Annotated in this window: 12 protein-coding genes; 3 read left to right on the top strand and 9 right to left on the bottom strand. The window is 70.4% G+C overall.

Features of this window, described 5'->3' with window-relative positions; translation table 11 throughout:
* Positions 1 to 39 precede the first annotated feature (39 nt).
* Both DFJ64_RS14050 and guaA read right to left on the bottom strand, forming a co-directional pair.
* Complete coding sequence (locus DFJ64_RS14050; RefSeq protein WP_115850861.1) at positions 40 to 1098, bottom strand: zinc-binding dehydrogenase; 1059 nt, start codon at positions 1096 to 1098, stop codon at positions 40 to 42.
* Positions 1099 to 1101: 3 nt separating this feature from the next.
* The gene (gene guaA / locus DFJ64_RS14045; protein ID WP_115850860.1) at positions 1102 to 2673 is read right to left on the bottom strand and encodes a glutamine-hydrolyzing GMP synthase; all 1572 of its coding nucleotides are present in this window, start codon (positions 2671 to 2673) and stop codon (positions 1102 to 1104) included.
* A 247-nt stretch (positions 2674 to 2920) separates the two neighbouring features.
* Between guaA and DFJ64_RS14040 the strand changes: the two genes are divergently transcribed.
* Positions 2921 to 3319: a hypothetical protein gene (locus tag DFJ64_RS14040; protein WP_147304705.1), complete on the top strand. Its 399-nt coding sequence runs from the start codon at positions 2921 to 2923 to the stop codon at positions 3317 to 3319.
* 335 nt (positions 3320 to 3654) lie between these two features.
* Positions 3655 to 4065: a hypothetical protein gene (locus tag DFJ64_RS14035; RefSeq protein ID WP_147304704.1), complete on the top strand. Its 411-nt coding sequence runs from the start codon at positions 3655 to 3657 to the stop codon at positions 4063 to 4065.
* A gap of 78 nt (positions 4066 to 4143) precedes the next feature.
* Here the strand turns inward: DFJ64_RS14035 and DFJ64_RS14030 are convergent, their stop codons facing one another.
* The 3 genes from DFJ64_RS14030 to DFJ64_RS14020 all read right to left on the bottom strand — a co-directional run bounded on the left by DFJ64_RS14030 (position 4144) and on the right by DFJ64_RS14020 (position 8049).
* Positions 4144 to 5886: a GMC oxidoreductase gene (locus DFJ64_RS14030; RefSeq protein WP_115850857.1), complete on the bottom strand. Its 1743-nt coding sequence runs from the start codon at positions 5884 to 5886 to the stop codon at positions 4144 to 4146.
* Entirely contained in the window at positions 5886 to 7448 is a 1563-nt protein-coding gene (locus tag DFJ64_RS14025) for a succinic semialdehyde dehydrogenase (protein ID WP_115852094.1), read from the bottom strand. Before DFJ64_RS14025 ends, DFJ64_RS14030 begins: the two co-directional genes overlap by 1 nt.
* A 106-nt stretch (positions 7449 to 7554) precedes the next feature.
* Positions 7555 to 8049, bottom strand: coding sequence for a MarR family transcriptional regulator (locus DFJ64_RS14020; protein WP_115850856.1), 495 nt, complete (start codon positions 8047 to 8049; stop codon positions 7555 to 7557).
* Between the two features lie 182 nt (positions 8050 to 8231).
* Here DFJ64_RS14020 and DFJ64_RS14015 point away from each other — a divergent pair, with 182 nt between their 5' ends.
* On the top strand, positions 8232 to 11588 hold the full coding sequence (locus DFJ64_RS14015) for an efflux RND transporter permease subunit (RefSeq protein WP_115850855.1): 3357 nt from the start codon (positions 8232 to 8234) through the stop codon (positions 11586 to 11588).
* 160 nt (positions 11589 to 11748) lie between these two features.
* Here DFJ64_RS14015 and DFJ64_RS14010 read toward each other — a convergent pair whose 3' ends face one another.
* The 4 genes from DFJ64_RS14010 to DFJ64_RS13995 form a co-directional block, all read right to left on the bottom strand.
* Entirely contained in the window at positions 11749 to 12864 is a 1116-nt protein-coding gene (locus tag DFJ64_RS14010; protein WP_245941127.1) for a GuaB3 family IMP dehydrogenase-related protein, read from the bottom strand.
* Positions 12865 to 12948: 84 nt separating this feature from the next.
* Positions 12949 to 14463, bottom strand: coding sequence for an IMP dehydrogenase (gene guaB, locus DFJ64_RS14005; RefSeq protein ID WP_115850853.1), 1515 nt, complete (start codon positions 14461 to 14463; stop codon positions 12949 to 12951).
* 136 nt (positions 14464 to 14599) lie between these two features.
* Positions 14600 to 15847 carry an MFS transporter gene (locus tag DFJ64_RS14000; RefSeq protein WP_115850852.1) on the bottom strand — a complete coding sequence of 416 codons (1248 nt, stop codon included), beginning with the start codon at positions 15845 to 15847 and terminating at the stop codon, positions 14600 to 14602.
* A gap of 70 nt (positions 15848 to 15917) precedes the next feature.
* Positions 15918 to 16838, bottom strand: a complete 921-nt coding sequence (locus DFJ64_RS13995; protein WP_115850851.1) for an RNA polymerase sigma-70 factor — start codon at positions 16836 to 16838, stop codon at positions 15918 to 15920.
* Between the last annotated feature and the right edge of the window lie 16 nt (positions 16839 to 16854).

Here is a 16854-nt window from a genome sequence, read left to right as displayed (position 1 = left end):
GAGCGTGCTGGGCCATGACCGCGTGCGATCAGCTGCAGGTCACGACAGGACGGCGACCGTCATGCCGGGCGACGGCGAGGCGCCGGTGTCCATCGCCGCCAGGACGTCAGGAATGTCGTCCAGCTGGATCCGTCGCTGGACCAGTCGGTCCGGACGAAGCCGACCGGACTCCACCATCGCGAGCATGCCGGGGTACTCGTGGGCTTGGAGCCCGTGACTGCCCACGAGCTCGACCTCGTAGGCGACCACGCGGTCCATCGGCACCTCGGCCCGCGACAGCAGACCCACCTGGACGTGCCGGCCACGGCGCCGCACGCTCAGCACGGACGCCGCGCAGGTACGCGGCGAGCCGAGGCAGTCCAGCGAGACGCGTGCCCCGCCGCCGGTGAGGTCGCGGACGATCTGGGCGACCGCATCGGGGTCCTCCGCCGGGATCGTTCCGGCGAGCGAGGCGTCCACCACCTCCTCCGCGCCGAGCTCGCGCGCCAGCCGCAACGCGGGCGCGGAGACGTCGACCGCGACGACGCGCGCGCCCGCCGCCGCAGCGATCATGACCGCGGCGAGACCCACCCCGCCGCAGCCGTGGACCGCCACCCAGTCACCGACCGCGACTTGGCCCTGTCGCAGGACCGCCCGATACGCCGTGCCGAACCGGCAGCCCAGGATCGCTGCCGCCGCGTCGTCGAGGTCATCGGGGATGGGGACGACGTTGACGTCGGCATGGTGGATGACGACGTACTCGGCGAAGGAACCCCAGTGGGTGAACCCCGGCTGGGTTTGGCGTGCGCAGACCTGCTGGTCTCCCACGACGCACGCCGGGCAGCCGCCGCAGGCGCACACGAACGGCACCGTGACGCGCTCACCGACCCGCACGCGACGCACGTGCGCACCGACCTCGGCCACCACACCGGCGAGCTCGTGTCCGCCGACGTGTGGAACCCGCACCTCCGGGTCGTGACCGCGCCAGGCGTGCCAGTCACTGCGACACACGCCCGTCGCCGTCACGCGGAGCACGACACCGTGGGGTGGCGGTGTCGGGTCGGGGACCTCACGCGGGACCGGTCGCTCGCCGAAGACGTCGTAGACGAGGGCCCGCACACCTCACTCCCACTCGATGGTGCCGGGCGGCTTGCTGGTGATGTCGAGGACGACGCGGTTGACCTCGGGTACCTCGTTGGTGATGCGCGTCGAGATCCGTTCCAGGAGCTCGGCCGGAAGGCGCGCCCAGTCCGCGGTCATCGCGTCCTCGCCGGTCACCGGACGCAGCACGATGGGATGTCCATAGGTGCGCCGGTCGCCTTGGACGCCCACGCTCCGCACGTTGGCGAGCAGGACGACGGGGAACTGCCAGACCTCGCGGTCCAGACCGGCCGCGGTGAGCTCCTCGCGGGCGATCGCGTCCGCCTTGCGCAGCACCGCCAGCCGCTCGCGGGTCACCTCCCCCACGACCCGAATCGCCAGTCCCGGACCCGGGAACGGGTGCCGCCAGACAATGCGCGGCGGAAGCCCCAGCTCCTCCCCCACCTTGCGCACCTCGTCCTTGAACAGAGCGCGCAGCGGCTCCACGAGACGGAACTGGAGGTCGTCGGGAAGGCCGCCGACATTGTGGTGGGACTTGATGGTCGCGGCGCCCTCACCACCGCCGGACTCCACGACGTCGGGATAGAGCGTGCCCTGGACGAGGAAGTCGACGCTCTCACCGTGCGCGCCCGCGTCGGCCACGATGTCCCGAGCGGCCTCCTCGAAGACGCGGATGAACTCCCGCCCGATGATCTTGCGCTTGGCTTCGGGGTCCTCGACACCGGCCAGGGCGTCGAGGAAGCGATCGGCCGCGTCCACGACCTTGAGGCTGACTCCCGTGGCCTCCACGTAGTCGCGCTCGACCTGCTCGGCCTCACCCTCGCGGAGCAGGCCGTGGTCGACGAAGACGCAGGTGAGGCGGTCGCCGATGGCCCGCTGGACCAGTGCGGCGGCAACCGCGGAGTCCACCCCGCCGGACAGCCCGCAGATCGCCCGCTTCCCACCGATCTGGGCGCGAATGGCCTCGACCGTCTCGTCGACGATGTTGACCATCGTCCACGTGGGCCGACAGCCGGCGACCTCGTACAGGAAGCGCCGGAGAACGTCCTGGCCGTGCTGGGAGTGGACGACCTCGGGATGCCACTGGACCCCCGCCAGGGGCCGCGACGGGTGCTCGAACGCCGCGACCCGCGCTCCCGGCGAACGCCCTGTCACCCGGAAGCCCTCCGGGGCCTTGGTGACCTCATCGCCGTGGGACATCCAGATGGTCAGCCGCTCGGGCAACCCGGCGAACAGCTTCGTGGCTTCCGCCTCGATCTCGACGACGGTGCGACCGAACTCTGACCGGCCGGTCCGCGTCACCTGCCCGCCGAGAGCCTGGGCCATGAGCTGGAAGCCGTAGCAGATGCCGAACGTCGGGACACCGGCGTCGAACAGCGCCGCGTCGACCCGCGGCGCGTCGGGGGCGTAGACCGACTGCGGACCACCGGACAGGATGATCGCCTTCGGCCGCTTCGCCAGCATCTGCTCCACGGGCATGGTGTGCGGGACGATCTCGGAGTAAACCCGCGCCTCCCGGACCCGGCGGGCGATGAGCTGGGCGTACTGAGCGCCGTAGTCGACGACGAGAACCAGATCGTGGTCGGTCACGATGACCCTTCGGGCGCATGCCGTCGAACCGCGTGCGCGCGCGTTCGACGGAGGGTGGACAGGTATCGCAGTCTATCGGCTCCCTGGTGCCCGCCGGCCCGGACCTCGGCCGGGTCATCCGACGTGAACGCACTGGTCACGTCGCGTCCTCGAGGCTCTCACTGGGCCTACGACGAGCCGTGCCGGACGGCGCTCCCGCCTCGGAAGCCGCCGTGCGAGAAGTTGATCACCCTGCTCTACGATGCCCGACATGTCCTTTTCCACCATGCGACGCCTCACGCTCGTCGGGGCGGCGTTCGCCCTGCTCAGCAGTGGGTGTGGAACGGTCGAGGAGGCGGTCGGCCAGGTCAGCGCCGAGGCGGCGGCCCGCGCGATCGGTGGGACCGTCGGACGGCTCCTCGCCGACCACGGCATCCGGCTCGACGGCAAACCCCGCTGCAGCGCGGACATGTCCGTGGTCGAGGGGGACGCGGCGCTGGACGGGACGGTCCGCTGCACGGGCCGGACGAGCACCGGTCAGGACATCGAGGCCACGTTCGACGGGTCGGTGAGCACGACCTCCTGCACTGGCTCGCTCATTGTCACCGTGGGAGGCAGACAGATCATCCAGACGCCCGACCTGCCGGCCTGCGAGCTCGCCTCGGGGTGACCCCGTGTCCGCGACGTCCCGAGGATCCGGCGGCTTGCCGGGCGGAGCCAGTCGGAAGCCGTCTCCGTCCGCCTCCAGCTGAGATCATGACCTGATCGTCACGGCGTGCGCCTCGTCCGTGGTCACCGCCCGTCCGCGCCGGGCGTAGGGAACCTCCAGAGCTGGGAGAGCGTCGCACAGCCATGATGCTTTCCGTTCTTCGACGCGGCGCCGGTGTCGCCGCGATTACGGGGGTACTCGTCCTCGGCATGGCATCATGCGGGACTGAGCGGGCGACGACCGTCGAGGCGCAGCCCACCGCGACCGCGACCACCCGTCCCACCTCGGACCAGAACATGTCTACTGTCACTCTGCGGCGTGTTGGTGGCGTCGCCGGGTTCAACGACGTCCTGAAGGTCGAATCCGACGGCACCGCCACCCTGACCAGCCGGGGTCGCGACGCCTTCACCTGCCGAGTGAAGCCGGAGGTGCTCGCCCGGGTCACCAGTGCCGCCGAAGCCGTCGAGCAGGCACCGGAAAGCAAGCCGAAGACTCCTTCGACGACCAAGGCCTGGCCATCCTCCCCGCCTGTGGTCGACCAGCTGAACTTCTTCCTCACCGTGGGCGACCGCGAGATTCGGATGAGCCAGGTCGACAAAGACGACCGGACCGTTCGCGACCTCTTCACGGTCATGAACGACATCCTCACCTCGGCGAGCATGCTGCGCGCCGGCGAGGCGAGCGACGCGGGCGCGTGCACCCGTTAGCCGCGCCGCGAGGAGCGTCGAGTGGACGGGCGGGCCCGACCGCGGGTCCGCCCGTCCCGCGTCTTGGCCGACAAGCCGTCAGCTGGACTCGGGCCCCGACGGTGGTGGGGCGACCAGCCGCAAGGCGGCCGGCGCCTCCGCCGGCACGACCGGATGCGCCGGCGGTACGGGCGTGACGCGACGGTAGGCGTCCCCCAGCGGTGGTCGCGGGTCAGGCTCCCCCTTGTTCGGCCACATCGCCATCGCGCGCTCGGCTTGCGCCACGATCGTCAATGACGGATTGACACCAAGGTTCGCGGAGATCGCCGACCCGTCGACGATGTGCAGCCCGGGATGCCCGTAGACGCGATGGTAGGGGTCGATCACACCCCGCTCCGGCGAGTCGCCGATCACACAGCCGCCGATGATGTGAGCCGTCATCGGAATGTTCGCGATCTCGCCGATCGTCCCGCCAGGCTCTCCATCGATCTTCGCGGCGACGCGACGGACGACCTCGTTGGCGACCGGGATCCAGGTGGGATTCGGCTCCCCGTAGCCCTGCCGCGAGGTCAGTCGCCGTCCGAGCAGGCCGCGACGCAGGCTCACCGTGATCGAGTTGTCCAATGACTGCATGACGAGCGCGATGATCGTGCGCTCCGACCAGTGGCGCAAGTTGTACTTGCGCACCAGCGCGAGCGGGTTCTTGGCCACGGTGGCGAGCCACGTCACCCAGCGCGGCCATCGTCCGCCGCCGTCGGTGAGCACGGTCCCGAGCAACCCCATCGCGTTACTACCCCGGCCGTAGCGCACCGGCTCGACGTGCGTGTGCGGATCGGGATGGAACGAGGAGGTGATCGCGACTCCACGCGAGTAGTCGACGTCGCGGCGCCGGGCGATCGCGCCTACGATCGACTCGGAGTTCGTCCGCGTCAACACGCCGAGCATGGGCGACAGGTTCGGCAGCCAGCCGTCGGCCTTCATGGTGTGGAGAAGACGCTGGGTGCCAAGCGCCCCGGCCGCGAGAACCACCTGCTCCGCCTCGAAGGTTCGCCGGCCGCGGCGGAGGACGGCGCCCGTGCGCTCGGTGTCCACGGCGTACCCGCCCTTGGCGAGGGGCCGAATGGCGGTGACGGTGGTCAGTGGCTGAACGACGGCCCCGGCGCGTTCGGCCAGGTAGAGGTAGTTCCTGGTCAAGGTGTTCTTGGCGTTGTGCCGGCAGCCCGTCATGCACTCCCCGCACTCCAGGCAGGTCCGCCGGCGCGGCCCGACGCCGCCGAAGTAGGGGTCGTCGACGGGTGTGCCCGGCGGCGTGCCAGGCGCGCCGAAGAACACCCCGACCGGCGTCGGACGGAACGTGTCGGCCACGCCCATCTCCTCCGCGACGGTGCGCATCACCACGTCCGAGGGCGTGACGGAGGGGTTGGTGACGACGCCCAGCATCCGTTTGGCCTGGTCGTAGTACGGCGCCAGCTCCTCGCGCCAGTCGGTGATGTCCCGCCACTGCGGATCGTCGTAGAAGTCGGCCATCGGCTCGTACAACGTGTTCGCGTAGACGAGCGAGCCGCCGCCCACGCCTGCTCCGGACAGCACCAAGACGTCGCGCAGCAAGGTGATGCGCTGGATGCCGAAGCAACCCAGCCGGGGCGCGAAGAGGAAACGTCGGAGCCGCCACGAGGTCTCCGGTAGCGGGAGCGCCTCACCCACCGGCTTCTCGTCGGCTTCCTGGAACCGCGCGCCGGCCTCGAGGACGCAGACGCGGTAGCCCTTCTCGGTCAGTCGGAGCGCGGCGACGCTGCCACCGAAGCCGGAGCCGACGATCACCACGTCATACCTGTGCTCCATCACCGACGCCCCATCTTTCGCAGCGCTCGCAGCGCCACGGTCATGCCGCGGGCGAACGTGTCGTAGGACAGCCCGCCGGGTGGGGCGACGGGAACGTGTTGCACGGCGATGGTCTGCGCCTCGGTGAACTTCAACAGTCCCTCCGCCCCGTGGCGGCGCCCCAGACCGGACTCCCCCATCCCGCCCATCGGCGAGTCGATGCTGCCCCAGGCGGGGACGTACGCTTCGTTGACGTTGACCGTCCCGGCGCGCAGCCGCGCCGCCACCGCCCGGGCGCGGGCGAGGTCGCGGCTGAAGACGCTGGCATTGAGTCCGTAGACCGAGTCGTTGGCGGCGGCGACCGCCTCGTCGTCGTCCGCGACCGGGTACACGGACACCACCGGTCCGAAGGTCTCGGCGCGGTAGCAGGTCATCTCCGGTGTCACATTGGCCAGGACCGTGGGCTCGAAGTAGTACGGGCCGATGTCGGGACGGTGCCGGCCGCCGGCGAGCACGGTCGCGCCCTTGGCGACCGCGTCCTCGACGTGCTGGGTGACGACGGCCAGTTGCTCGGCGGAGATGAGGGAGCCCATGTCGGAGCCGAAGTCGAACGACAGGGCGAGCCGCATCGAACGGACCCGGTCGAGGAAGCGCTCGACGAAGTCGTCGTAGACGGACGCGGCGACGTAGAGGCGCTCGATCGAGATGCACAGCTGACCGGCGTTGGCGAAGCACCCCCGCACCGCGCCCTCGGCGGCCCGGTCGAGGTCCGCGTCGTCGAGCACGAGCAAGGGGTTCTTGCCGCCGAGCTCCAGGCTGCACCCGATGAGGCGTTCCCCGCAGCGCCGCGCGACCTGCCGCCCGGTCTCGGTCGACCCGGTGAAGCAGATGTAGTCGGCGTGGTCGAGAACGGCGGTCCCGACGCGAGAGCCCGGACCCACCACGACCTGCCACAGTCCCTCGGGGACGCCCGCCTCGGTGAGCAGCTCCGCCGCCAGCAGCGCGGACAACGTCGTCTGCGTCGCCGGCTTGGTGACGACCGCGTTACCGGCGACCAGGGCCGGGAGTGCGTCCGAGATCGCCAGCGTGAGCGGGTAGTTCCACGGTGCGATCACCCCGACGACGCCCTTGGGGTGGCGTAGCTCCGTGGTCCGCGTGAGGAACGGGAAGAGCCCGGCTCGGCGGGTCGGCAGCAGGTGCTGGTGCGCTGTCCGCGCGTAGTACCGCGCGTTGAGCGCGACGTCGCACATCTCCTCGAACGCGTCCCTGCGCGTCTTCCCGGACTCCCACTGGACGAGGTCGAGGATGTCGCGCTGTCGGTTCAGGACGAGGTCGTGCAGACGCAGGAGCGCCTCCGCGCGCTCGGCCACCGGCACCCGGGCCCATTCCGCCTGCGCCGCGCGCGCCCGCGCGAACGCCTCGGCGACGTCGTCGGGGCTGGACACCGGCACCTTCCCCAGCGGCTGCCCGGTGACCGGGCTCATCGCGGCGACGGTCTCCCCCGACGTCGCCAGCACGCGTGAGGTGAGCGCCGCCAGGCGGTCCGCCGAGGGGGGATGGAGGTCAGCCGTCGTCGCCGTCATGGCCTCAGGGTATGCCGGGCTCACCGGCGACCGGGGTAGTCGCGCCGAGGGTGACTCGTGTCGATTCCGGCGCTTTCGCCCCACCTAGCAGGCACCGGCACCAGTCCTAGCAGGCGCCGGCACCGGTGCCGGCCCCGACCGACCTGGCCTGCGCGTCCTCCCGGGCCAGCTCCTCGCTCGCCCGCGCCAATGCCTCGACCGCGGTGGCGAGGCCGGCGAGGACGTCGACGTCGAGTCGGCGCAGCAGACGAACCTCGTACTGGTGCTGGACCCGGTGGAGATCTTGGACGAGCCGCTGGCCTTCCTCGGTCAGTCCGATGCGGCGCACCCGCCGGTCGCGGTCGTCCGCCTGGCGACGGACCAAACCGCGCGCTTCCAGGCGGTCCACGATGCCGGTCAAGGTGGTCGGCCCGACGTGGAGGGCCTCCGCCAGCTCGTGCGCGGATATCGCGCCGGAGGCGGCGAGGAAGAAGACCACACGCAGCTGGGGCATCGTGAGGTCGACCGAGAAGAAGTCCGTCGCCGCCTGACTCACCACGCTGCGACGAAACTCACGTTCGGCCCGTTGGATCCGGGCGATCAGCTCATCCTTGTGGCCCACTCCGGCGGCTCCTCATCCTCCCTGCGGAGGATCATGCCAGCACATAGCCTGAGATAGCTCACACCACGACGATAGTCCGCACGACACAAAGTATTCTCACCCTGTCCGAGGTCGGACGGTGCCGGCTTGGCCGCGGGGGTTTCGTCGGAGCCGTCATCGCAGGGAACCGTCAGGGAAGGCCCATGTCCAGACTGGCAAGGCTGAGTCTCGCCAACCGGAGCCTGGTCGCGCTGCTCTCCGTCGCGATCGTCCTCTTCGGGTTGATCTCCACCCGGTCGCTGAAGCAGGAGCTCCTCCCCAGCCTGGAGATGCCGGGCGCGTTCATCACCACGGTCTACCCTGGGGCCTCCCCCGAGATCGTCGAACGCGAGGTGACCGAGCCGATCGAGACGGCGATCGCCGGCACCGATGGATTGGAGCGGGTCACCTCCACCTCGAGCAACGGCTTCTCGATGGTGCAGGCCGAGTTCGAGTACGGCACCGACATCAGCGAGGCCGTCCAGGAGATCCAGGAGTCGGTCAACCGCCTGCGCAGCCAGCTTCCCTCCGACGTCGACCCCACGGTGCAGGCGGGCAACATCAACGACTTCCCCGTCCTGCTCCTCGAGATCAGCTCCGACCTCGACCAGCGTGAGCTGGCGCGACGCCTGCAGGACCGCGTGGTGCCGGAGCTGGAGAAGATCTCCGACGTCCGCAACGTCGAGGTCACCGGCCTGCGCGAGGAGCGGGTCGAGATCAGGCTCGACGAGGCGGCCCTGGCCCGGACCGGCGTGACGCCCCAGGACGTGGTCACCGCGCTGCAGGCCAACGGCGTGAGCGTCCCGGGCGGCGAGCTGACCACCGGCGATCGCTCGGTGACGGTCGAGGTCGGCGCGCCCTTCGCGTCCGTCCGGGACCTGGAACAGGTCACGATCATTCCGCGGGCCGCGGCCGCCGGGGCGCTCGGCGGGCAAGGCTCCGGCACCGGCAGCGGCGCCGGCCAGCAGGGATCGTCGGCCACCCAGGGCGAGTCCGGCTCCGCCGGCCAGGGCGAGGCCGGCCCCTCCGGCGGCCAGGGCGAGGGAGCCGGTCAGCGCGTCTCCGGCAGCGGGTCCGCGTCCGCGCCCGGCACCTCGGGACAGCGGTCCGGGACCGGCCGCGCTGCGGCTCCGCCGGCCCCGGTGCGGCTGTCCGACATCGCCGAGGTCACGACCGCACCCGCGGAGGCGACGTCGATCACCCGCACCAACGGCAAGCCGTCGCTCGGCCTGTCGGTGATGAAGACGACGGACGGCAACACCGTCGCGGTCTCGCACGACGTCCGCGACGCCCTCGACCGGCTCTCCAGCTCGCTCGGCGACGACGTCGAGGTCATGGTCGTCTTCGACCAGGCGCCGTTCATCGAGAAGTCCATCGAAGGCCTCACCACCGAAGGCACGATCGGCCTGATCTTCGCCGTCCTCGTGATCCTGGTCTTCCTCCTGTCCCTGCGGTCGACGCTGGTCACCGCCGTGTCGATCCCGTTCTCCCTCCTGGTCGCGATGATCGGCCTGTACGCCGGTGGCTACTCGCTCAACATCCTGACCTTGGGCGCGCTCACCGTGGCGATCGGCCGTGTGGTCGACGACTCCATCGTGGTGCTGGAGAACATCAAGCGGCACCTGGGCTACGGCGAGGCCAAGCAGAAGGCGATCCTCAACGGCGTCCGTGAGGTCGCTGGAGCAGTGTCCGCCTCCACCTTCACCACCGTCGGCGTCTTCTTGCCGATCGCCTTCGTCGGCGGGCAGGTCGGCGAGCTCTTCCGACCGTTCGGGGTGACCGTCACCATCGCCTTGCTGGCGTCCCTCTTCGTCTCGCTGACGATCATCCCTGTCCTGGCGTACTGGTTCCTGCGACCGCCGGACGTGGCGCCGGCCGAGCAGGAGCGCTTCCGCGCCGAGGCGGAGGCCAGGGAGCGGCGCAACGTCCTCCAACGCGCCTACGTGCCGGTGATCCGGTGGACGACCCGGCACCGCGTGGTGACCATCCTCGCGGGGATCCTGGTCTTCGCCGGCACGCTCGCCGCCACCCCGCTGCTCAAGACGAACTTCCTCGACGACCCGGGCAACAACACGATGACCGTCACCCAGGTCATGCCGGTCTCGACCTCGCTCGCGCGCACCGACGAGGCCGCCCGGAAGGTGGAGCGGGTGCTGGCCGACGTTGACGGCATCGAGACGTACCAGACGACGGTCGGTGCCATGGAGTTCGCCGGCTTCTCCACCGGCAACGGCGCCAACCAAGCCATGTTCTGGCTCACCCTCGACGAGGACGTCGACAAGGACGCGGTGGCCACGGAGCTGCGCGACCGGCTCGGCCGCCTCGAGGACGCTGGCACGCTCACCGTCCAGGAGGTGCCGACGGGCTTCGGCGGCAGCAACCTCGAGGTGATCGTCACCGCACCCACGAGCGAGTCGCTGCGGGTCGCCGCCGAGCGAGTCGAACGCGCCGTCGCGAACGTGCCCGGCGCCACCGACGTCACGAACAGCCTCGGATCTGACCTGCCGACCGTCCACGTCGACGTGGACCGGGCGAAGGCCGCCGCGCTGGGTCTGTCGGACGCTCAAGTCGGCCAGGCGGTGCGGCAGGCGTTCGCCGGGCAACAGGTGGCGTCGGTCGTGATCGACTCCGAGCAACGTGACGTGCTGCTCTACACCACCGAGCGTCCGACCAGCCTGGAGCGGCTGCGGGCGCTGCCGATCGAGACGCCGCTGGGCACCACCGTCCGGTTGGCCGAGGTGGCCACGGTGTCGGAGGTGACCCGGCCGGCCGAGCTCACCCGCATCGACGGGGAGCGCAGCGCCACCATCAGCGCCGCGGCCACGGCCGAGGACCTGGGCCGGGTCACCAGCGACCTGCAAGCCGCGCTCGACGAGCTTGACCTCCCGCGCGGCGCCACGTACCGGATCGCGGGCGTGAGCTCGGAGCAACGCGAGGCGTTCGGGCAGCTCGGTGTGGCGCTGCTGGCCGCGATCGTGATCGTCTACCTCATCATGGTGGCGACGTTCCGGAGCATCGCCCAGCCGCTCATCCTGCTCGTGTCGATCCCGTTCGCGGCGACGGGCGCGCTGGCCCTGCTGCTCGGCACCAACACGCCCCTCGGCGTCCCGGCGCTCATCGGCCTGCTCATGCTCGTCGGGATCGTGGTCACCAACGCGATCGTGCTCATCGACCTGATCAACCAGTACCGCGAGCAGGGGATGGGCCTGCAGGAGGCGGTCGTCGAGGGTGGCCGGCGACGGCTGCGCCCCATCCTCATGACCGCGCTCGCGACGATCTGCGCCCTGATCCCGATGTCACTGGGCATCACCGGTGGAGGCGTGTTCGTCTCCAAGCCGTTGGCCCTGGTGGTCATCGGCGGCCTGGTCAGCTCGACCTTGCTCACGCTGATCCTGGTGCCGACCCTCTACACGATGCTGGAGAGCGCCAAGGAGCGTCGCCGCTCGCGTGGCCAGCGGCGAGCGGAGCGGGCTAACCGGCGACGGGAACGCGCCGAGCCCGTTCCCTCCGCGTCCAGCTGATCAGACCGTCGGAACGGCACAGCAACGGCGGGCGAGGTTCGACCTCGCCCGCCGTTCCGCGTGAAGCGTCGAATCGTCGCCGCTGAGGGCCCGGTGGAGTCCTCCGACCCCACGAAGCCGAGATCGGTGGCGTGCGTCCAGCGTGTGCCACGGACACCGCCTACTGGACGACCACCTCGATGCGCTGGAACTCCTTGAGCTCGGTGTAGCCGGTGGTCGCCATCGCCCGACGCAGGGCGCCGATGAGATTCATCGTTCCGTCCGAGGTCCGGGATGGCCCGAAGAGGATCTCCTTCATCGTGCCGATGGTTCCCACCTCGACACGTGCGCCACGCGGCAGCTCGCCGTGGTGGGCCTCCAACCCCCAGTGGTAGCCCCGGCCGGGCGCCTCGACGGCCCGTGCCAGCGGCGAGCCCAGCATGACCGCGTCCGCCCCGCAGGCGATCGCCTTCGCGATGTCGCCGGATCGTCCGACCGAGCCGTCCGCGATCACGTGGACGTACCGGCCGCCAGACTCGTCGAGGTAATCCCGGCGAGCCGCGGCGACGTCCGCCACCGCCGTCGCCATCGGGACGGCCACGCCGAGGACGTCACGCGTGGTGTGGGCGGCTCCCCCACCGAACCCGACGAGGACACCGGCCGCGCCCGTGCGCATGAGGTGGAGCGCGGCCTGGTAGGTGGCACAGCCGCCGACGATCACTGGCACGTCGAGCTCGTAGATGAACTGCTTGAGGTTCAACGGCTCGGTCTGGTGAGAGACGTGCTCAGCCGAGACGGTCGTCCCACGGATGACGAACAGGTCGACGCCCGCGTCGATGACGGTCTTCCACAGCTCCTTGGTCCGCGCGGGCGAGAGAGCGGCGGCCACCGTGACGCCCGCCTCGCGGATCTGCGCCAACCGCGCGGTGATGAGGTCAGGCTTGATCGGCTCGGCGTAGATCTCCTGCATCCGCGCCGTCGCCGAGGCCGGATCCAGCGAGGCGATCTGCGCGAGCATCGGCTCGGGATCTTCGTACCGAGTCCACAACCCCTCGAGGTTGAGGACGCCGAGGCCGCCGTACTGGCCGAGCATGATCGCGGTCTGCGGCGACATCACCGAGTCCATCGGCGCCGCGACGACCGGCATCTCGAAGTGGTAGGCGTCGATCTGCCACGCCGTCGACACTTCCTCGGGGTCACGCGTGCGCCGGCTCGGCACGATCGCGATGTCGTCGAAGGAGTACGCGCGGCGGCCGCGCTTGCCACGGCCGATCTCGATCTCGGTCACGGTAAGCATTCTCGCAGCACGGCCGTGCCGTGACCGGACCCGCCCCGGCCCCGGCGTGCCCCGCGCGTCCGTGCGCTCTGGAGCGCTGCGACCTCAGCGCACCCAGTAGTTCGGCGCCTCGACCGTCATCTGGACGTCGTGCGGGTGGCTCTCGCGCAGCCCGGCCGAGGTGATCCGGACGAACCGGCCACGCTCCTTCAGCTCAGGGATGGTGCGCGCACCGACGTAGAACATCGCCTGCCGAAGCCCACCGACGAGCTGGTGGGCGACCGCCGACAACGGGCCCCGGTAGGGCACCTGACCCTCGATGCCCTCGGGGATGAGCTGGTCGTCGGAGGGCACATCGCCTTGGAAGTAGCGGTCCTTCGAGTAGGACTTGCGCGCGCTCATCGCGCCGAGCGAGCCCATGCCACGGTACGACTTGTACTGCTTGCCGTTGATGAAGATCAGGTCGCCCGGACTCTCTTCGCAGCCAGCGAGGAGCGAGCCGAGCATTACGGTGTCGGCTCCCGCGACGATGGCCTTGGCGATGTCGCCGGAGTATTGCAGTCCTCCGTCGCCGATGACGGGAACGCCTGCGGCCTTCGCCACCTGGGCAGCCTCGTAGATCGCGGTGATCTGCGGCGCCCCAACACCCGCCACGACACGGGTCGTGCAGATGGAACCGGGGCCGACGCCGACCCGCACTCCATCGGCGCCGGCGTCAATGATCGCCTGCGCGCCCTCGCGGGTGGCGACGTTGCCGCCGATGACGTCGACGTGCCGCGCGGCGGGTTCCTTCTTCAGCGCCCGGATCATGTCGAGGACGCCGCGCGTGTGCCCGTGGGCGGTGTCGACGATGAGCAGGTCGACGCCGGCCTCCACCAGCGTCATCGCCCGCTTCCACCCGTCGCCGAAGAAGCCGACGGCCGCCGCCACACGGAGCCGCCCGGAGTCATCCTTCGTGGCGTTGGGGAACTGGACGCTCTTGACGAAGTCCTTGAGCGTGATGAGTCCGCGCAGTCGGTTCGAGCTATCGACGATGGGCAGCTTCTCGACCTTGTGCTTTCGGAGGAGCTCCATCGCCTCCTCCGAGGAGATGCCGACTCGCCCGGTCACCAGCGGCATGGGCGTCATGACCTCTTTGACCGGTCGACTCGAGTCGGTCTCGAACCGCATGTCGCGGTTGGTGACGATGCCGAGCAGGGTCTGGTCGGGGGCGACGACCGGGACGCCGGAGATGCGGTAGTGGGCGCACAGCTTCTCGGCCTCACCGATGGTGGCCTCGGGTCCGATGGTGATCGGCTGTGCAACCATGCCGGACTCGGACCGCTTCACCAGGTCGACCTGCTGCGCCTGCTCCTCGATCGGGAGATTGCGGTGCAGGACGCCGATCCCGCCCTGGCGAGCCATCGCGATGGCCATCCGCGCCTCGGTGACCGTGTCCATCGGACTCGACACGAGTGGGATAGCGACCTTGATGCGACGTGAGACCCGTGTGGTCGTATCGATTTCCGAGGGGATGACGTCCGACTCGCCGGGCAGCAGCAGTACGTCGTCGTATGTCAACCCCACCTTGGTGAACGGCTCTGGGACGCGGACTTCCTCAGGTCGGGGACGCGGGTCCATGCTTCCTCCGGTCGCGAACGTCTTCTCATGCTAGCGGTGCGCTACACCACACCGCGCAGTGGCATCCACAACGTCTGGTGTGGTCCTGGCGCTATGTCGGGAAGATGTGGACCCCTCGACCCGTTCCCGGCGCCGGTCACGTCGGGCGGGTTCGACCCGGCCGCAGCACCGCCTGGTCCTCCTCGACGACCGACGGCAGCGACCGAGGCGACGGCACGTACCGGGGGATGTAGCGCCCCATGACGAGCGCCCCCAGCAGACCGAGCCCACCCATGAGGACGATCGCGGGGCCGAGCGCGACCGCGGCGCTCACGGTGCCGATGAGAAGGGGTCCGCCACTGTTGCCCGCGTCCGCGCAGAGCCGCCACGCGCCCAGGAACGCCGGACGTCCCACGGACGGCGAGAGATCGGCGCCGAGCGTCATGACGATCCCGCTGCCGATGCCGTTGCCGAACCCCATGAGCAACGCGACGAGGCTGAGCGAGGTCAGGTCGTGGGTGAGGGGCAGCAGGAAGTGCGCGGCGGCGAGCACCACCATCGAGGGGACGGCGACGAACGCCCGGCCCACCCGGTCCATCACCTTTCCGGCGGGATAGAACAGCAGCATGTCCACGGCGCCGGCGATGCCGAAGATCAGGCTCGTGGTCGCGGCGTCGAAGCCGAGGGAGTCCGCCCAGAGCGGCAGGACGACGTCGCGCGAGGCCCGGACGGCTCCGATCAGGAGAACCCCCACGCCCAGGGTGTAGAAGATCGGCAGGTGCGACCGGGCGACGTCGACGATGCGCACGTCTCCGCTCGCTGTGGTCGCGTGGGGATGGCGCCCTTGCGGCTCGGGCAGGCTGACCAGCAGCGCGGCGGCAGCGAGCACCGCGATGCCGTTCATCGCGTACGCGCCATCGGTACCCCACGCCCTGACGACGCCCGCACCAAGGAACGGCCCGATGAACCTGCCGATGCGGTGCACCCCACCGAGCGTCGACATCGCGCGGGCGCGGAGGTGGAACGGCACGACCTCGGCGAGGTACGCCTGACGAGCCAGTCCCCACACCGCGCCGGCGAGGCCGGCGCAGAAGATCGCCGCGCCGAGCAGCCACACCGAACCGGCGATGACGCACGCGGCCATCGCGACGACGTCGAGCGCGGCCGCCGCGAGCATCGCGCGACGCTCCCCGATGCGCCCGGCAAGCGCTCCCGCGGGGAGATCACCGATGAGCTGCCCCACCCCGATGGCGGCGACGACGAGACCTGCCACTCCGACGGACGCCCCGAGGTCACGGGCGGAGTGCGCGATGATCGGGACCATCGCTCCCTGCCCGACCCCGTACAGCATGGTCGGGAGGTACACACCGACACCGATGGAACGAAGCGTGACCTGTTCTGACATCAGACCAATGGTGGCGGCCCCGAGGTGTCGTCCGCCAGCCACCCCCTGATGCCGACCCGTGCGCGCGCCGTCACCGCGCTGAGCGGCGACGCACGAGCTCCCGGTGGACGGACCACAGGTTGCCGACCGGCCCGAGGTGGTCGAGCTTGTCGGGGTTGAGGACGGAGCGGATCGTCTGGATCTGCCCGCCCCAGACCTCGAGCGCGATCACGTTCAGGACCTTGCCGTCACGGTCCCGGGTGATCGCGCCAGGCCCGCCGTTGACGTCACAACGGTCGAAGGTCGCGCCGAGCCGAGCCAGCCCGCGAGAGAGGAAGAGCAGCAGCCGGACCACCCTGTCCGCTCCTGCGATGACGTCCGCGAACCGCGGCGCCTTGCCCCCGCCGTCGCCAGTCATCGTCACGTCGGCGGCGAGCAGCTCGCGCAGACCACCCACGTCACCGTCACGCAAGGCATCGAAGAACCGGGCCGCCAGCCGGTCACGCTCCTCCCGGACGGCCTCGAACCTCGGCAGTCCCGCCCGCATGTGCCGTCGGGCCCGGACCACGAGCTGGCGGCACGCGGCCTCCGAACGGCCCACCGCGGCGGCGACCTCGTCGAACCCGAAGCCGAACACCTCCCGCAGGACGAACACCGCCCGCTCCAGCGGGCTCAGCCTCTCCAGCAGCAGCAGCGCCGCCATGGACACCGAGTCGGCCAACTCCGCCGCCCGCGCCGGGTCTTCGTACGGGTCGTCGAGCAACGGCTCGGGGAACCAGGGACCGACGTACTGCTCCCGCCGCACCCGGGCGGAGCGCAAGGAGTCGATCGCGATCCGGGTCACCGTGGTCGCCAGGTACGCCTTGACCGACTCGGGCTGCGTCGGCAGGCTGTCGAAGCGCAGCCAGGCCTCCTGCACCGCGTCCTCGGCGTCGCCGACGCTGCCCAGGATCCGGTAGGCGATCGAGAACAGCAGCGGACGCAGCCGTTCGAACTCCTCAGCCTTGCTCACGGTCGCTCCTTGCCGC

It is taken from the genome of Thermasporomyces composti, assembly GCF_003386795.1.
Lineage (GTDB): Bacteria > Actinomycetota > Actinomycetes > Propionibacteriales > Actinopolymorphaceae > Thermasporomyces > Thermasporomyces composti.
This window is presented reverse-complemented; position numbering and strand designations above follow the sequence as displayed.

Coding starts and splice junctions, on each gene's coding strand:
- DFJ64_RS14040 (WP_147304705.1), top strand. CDS start 2,921: ATGTCCTTTTCCACCATGCGACGCCTCACGCTCGTCGGGGCGGCGTTC.
- DFJ64_RS14035 (WP_147304704.1), top strand. CDS start 3,655: ATGTCTACTGTCACTCTGCGGCGTGTTGGTGGCGTCGCCGGGTTCAAC.
- DFJ64_RS14030 (WP_115850857.1), bottom strand. CDS start 5,886: ATGGAGCACAGGTATGACGTGGTGATCGTCGGCTCCGGCTTCGGTGGC.
- DFJ64_RS14025 (WP_115852094.1), bottom strand. CDS start 7,448: ATGACGGCGACGACGGCTGACCTCCATCCCCCCTCGGCGGACCGCCTG.
- DFJ64_RS14015 (WP_115850855.1), top strand. CDS start 8,232: ATGTCCAGACTGGCAAGGCTGAGTCTCGCCAACCGGAGCCTGGTCGCG.
- DFJ64_RS14010 (WP_245941127.1), bottom strand. CDS start 12,864: ATGCTTACCGTGACCGAGATCGAGATCGGCCGTGGCAAGCGCGGCCGC.
- guaB (WP_115850853.1), bottom strand. CDS start 14,463: ATGGACCCGCGTCCCCGACCTGAGGAAGTCCGCGTCCCAGAGCCGTTC.
- DFJ64_RS14000 (WP_115850852.1), bottom strand. CDS start 15,847: ATGTCAGAACAGGTCACGCTTCGTTCCATCGGTGTCGGTGTGTACCTC.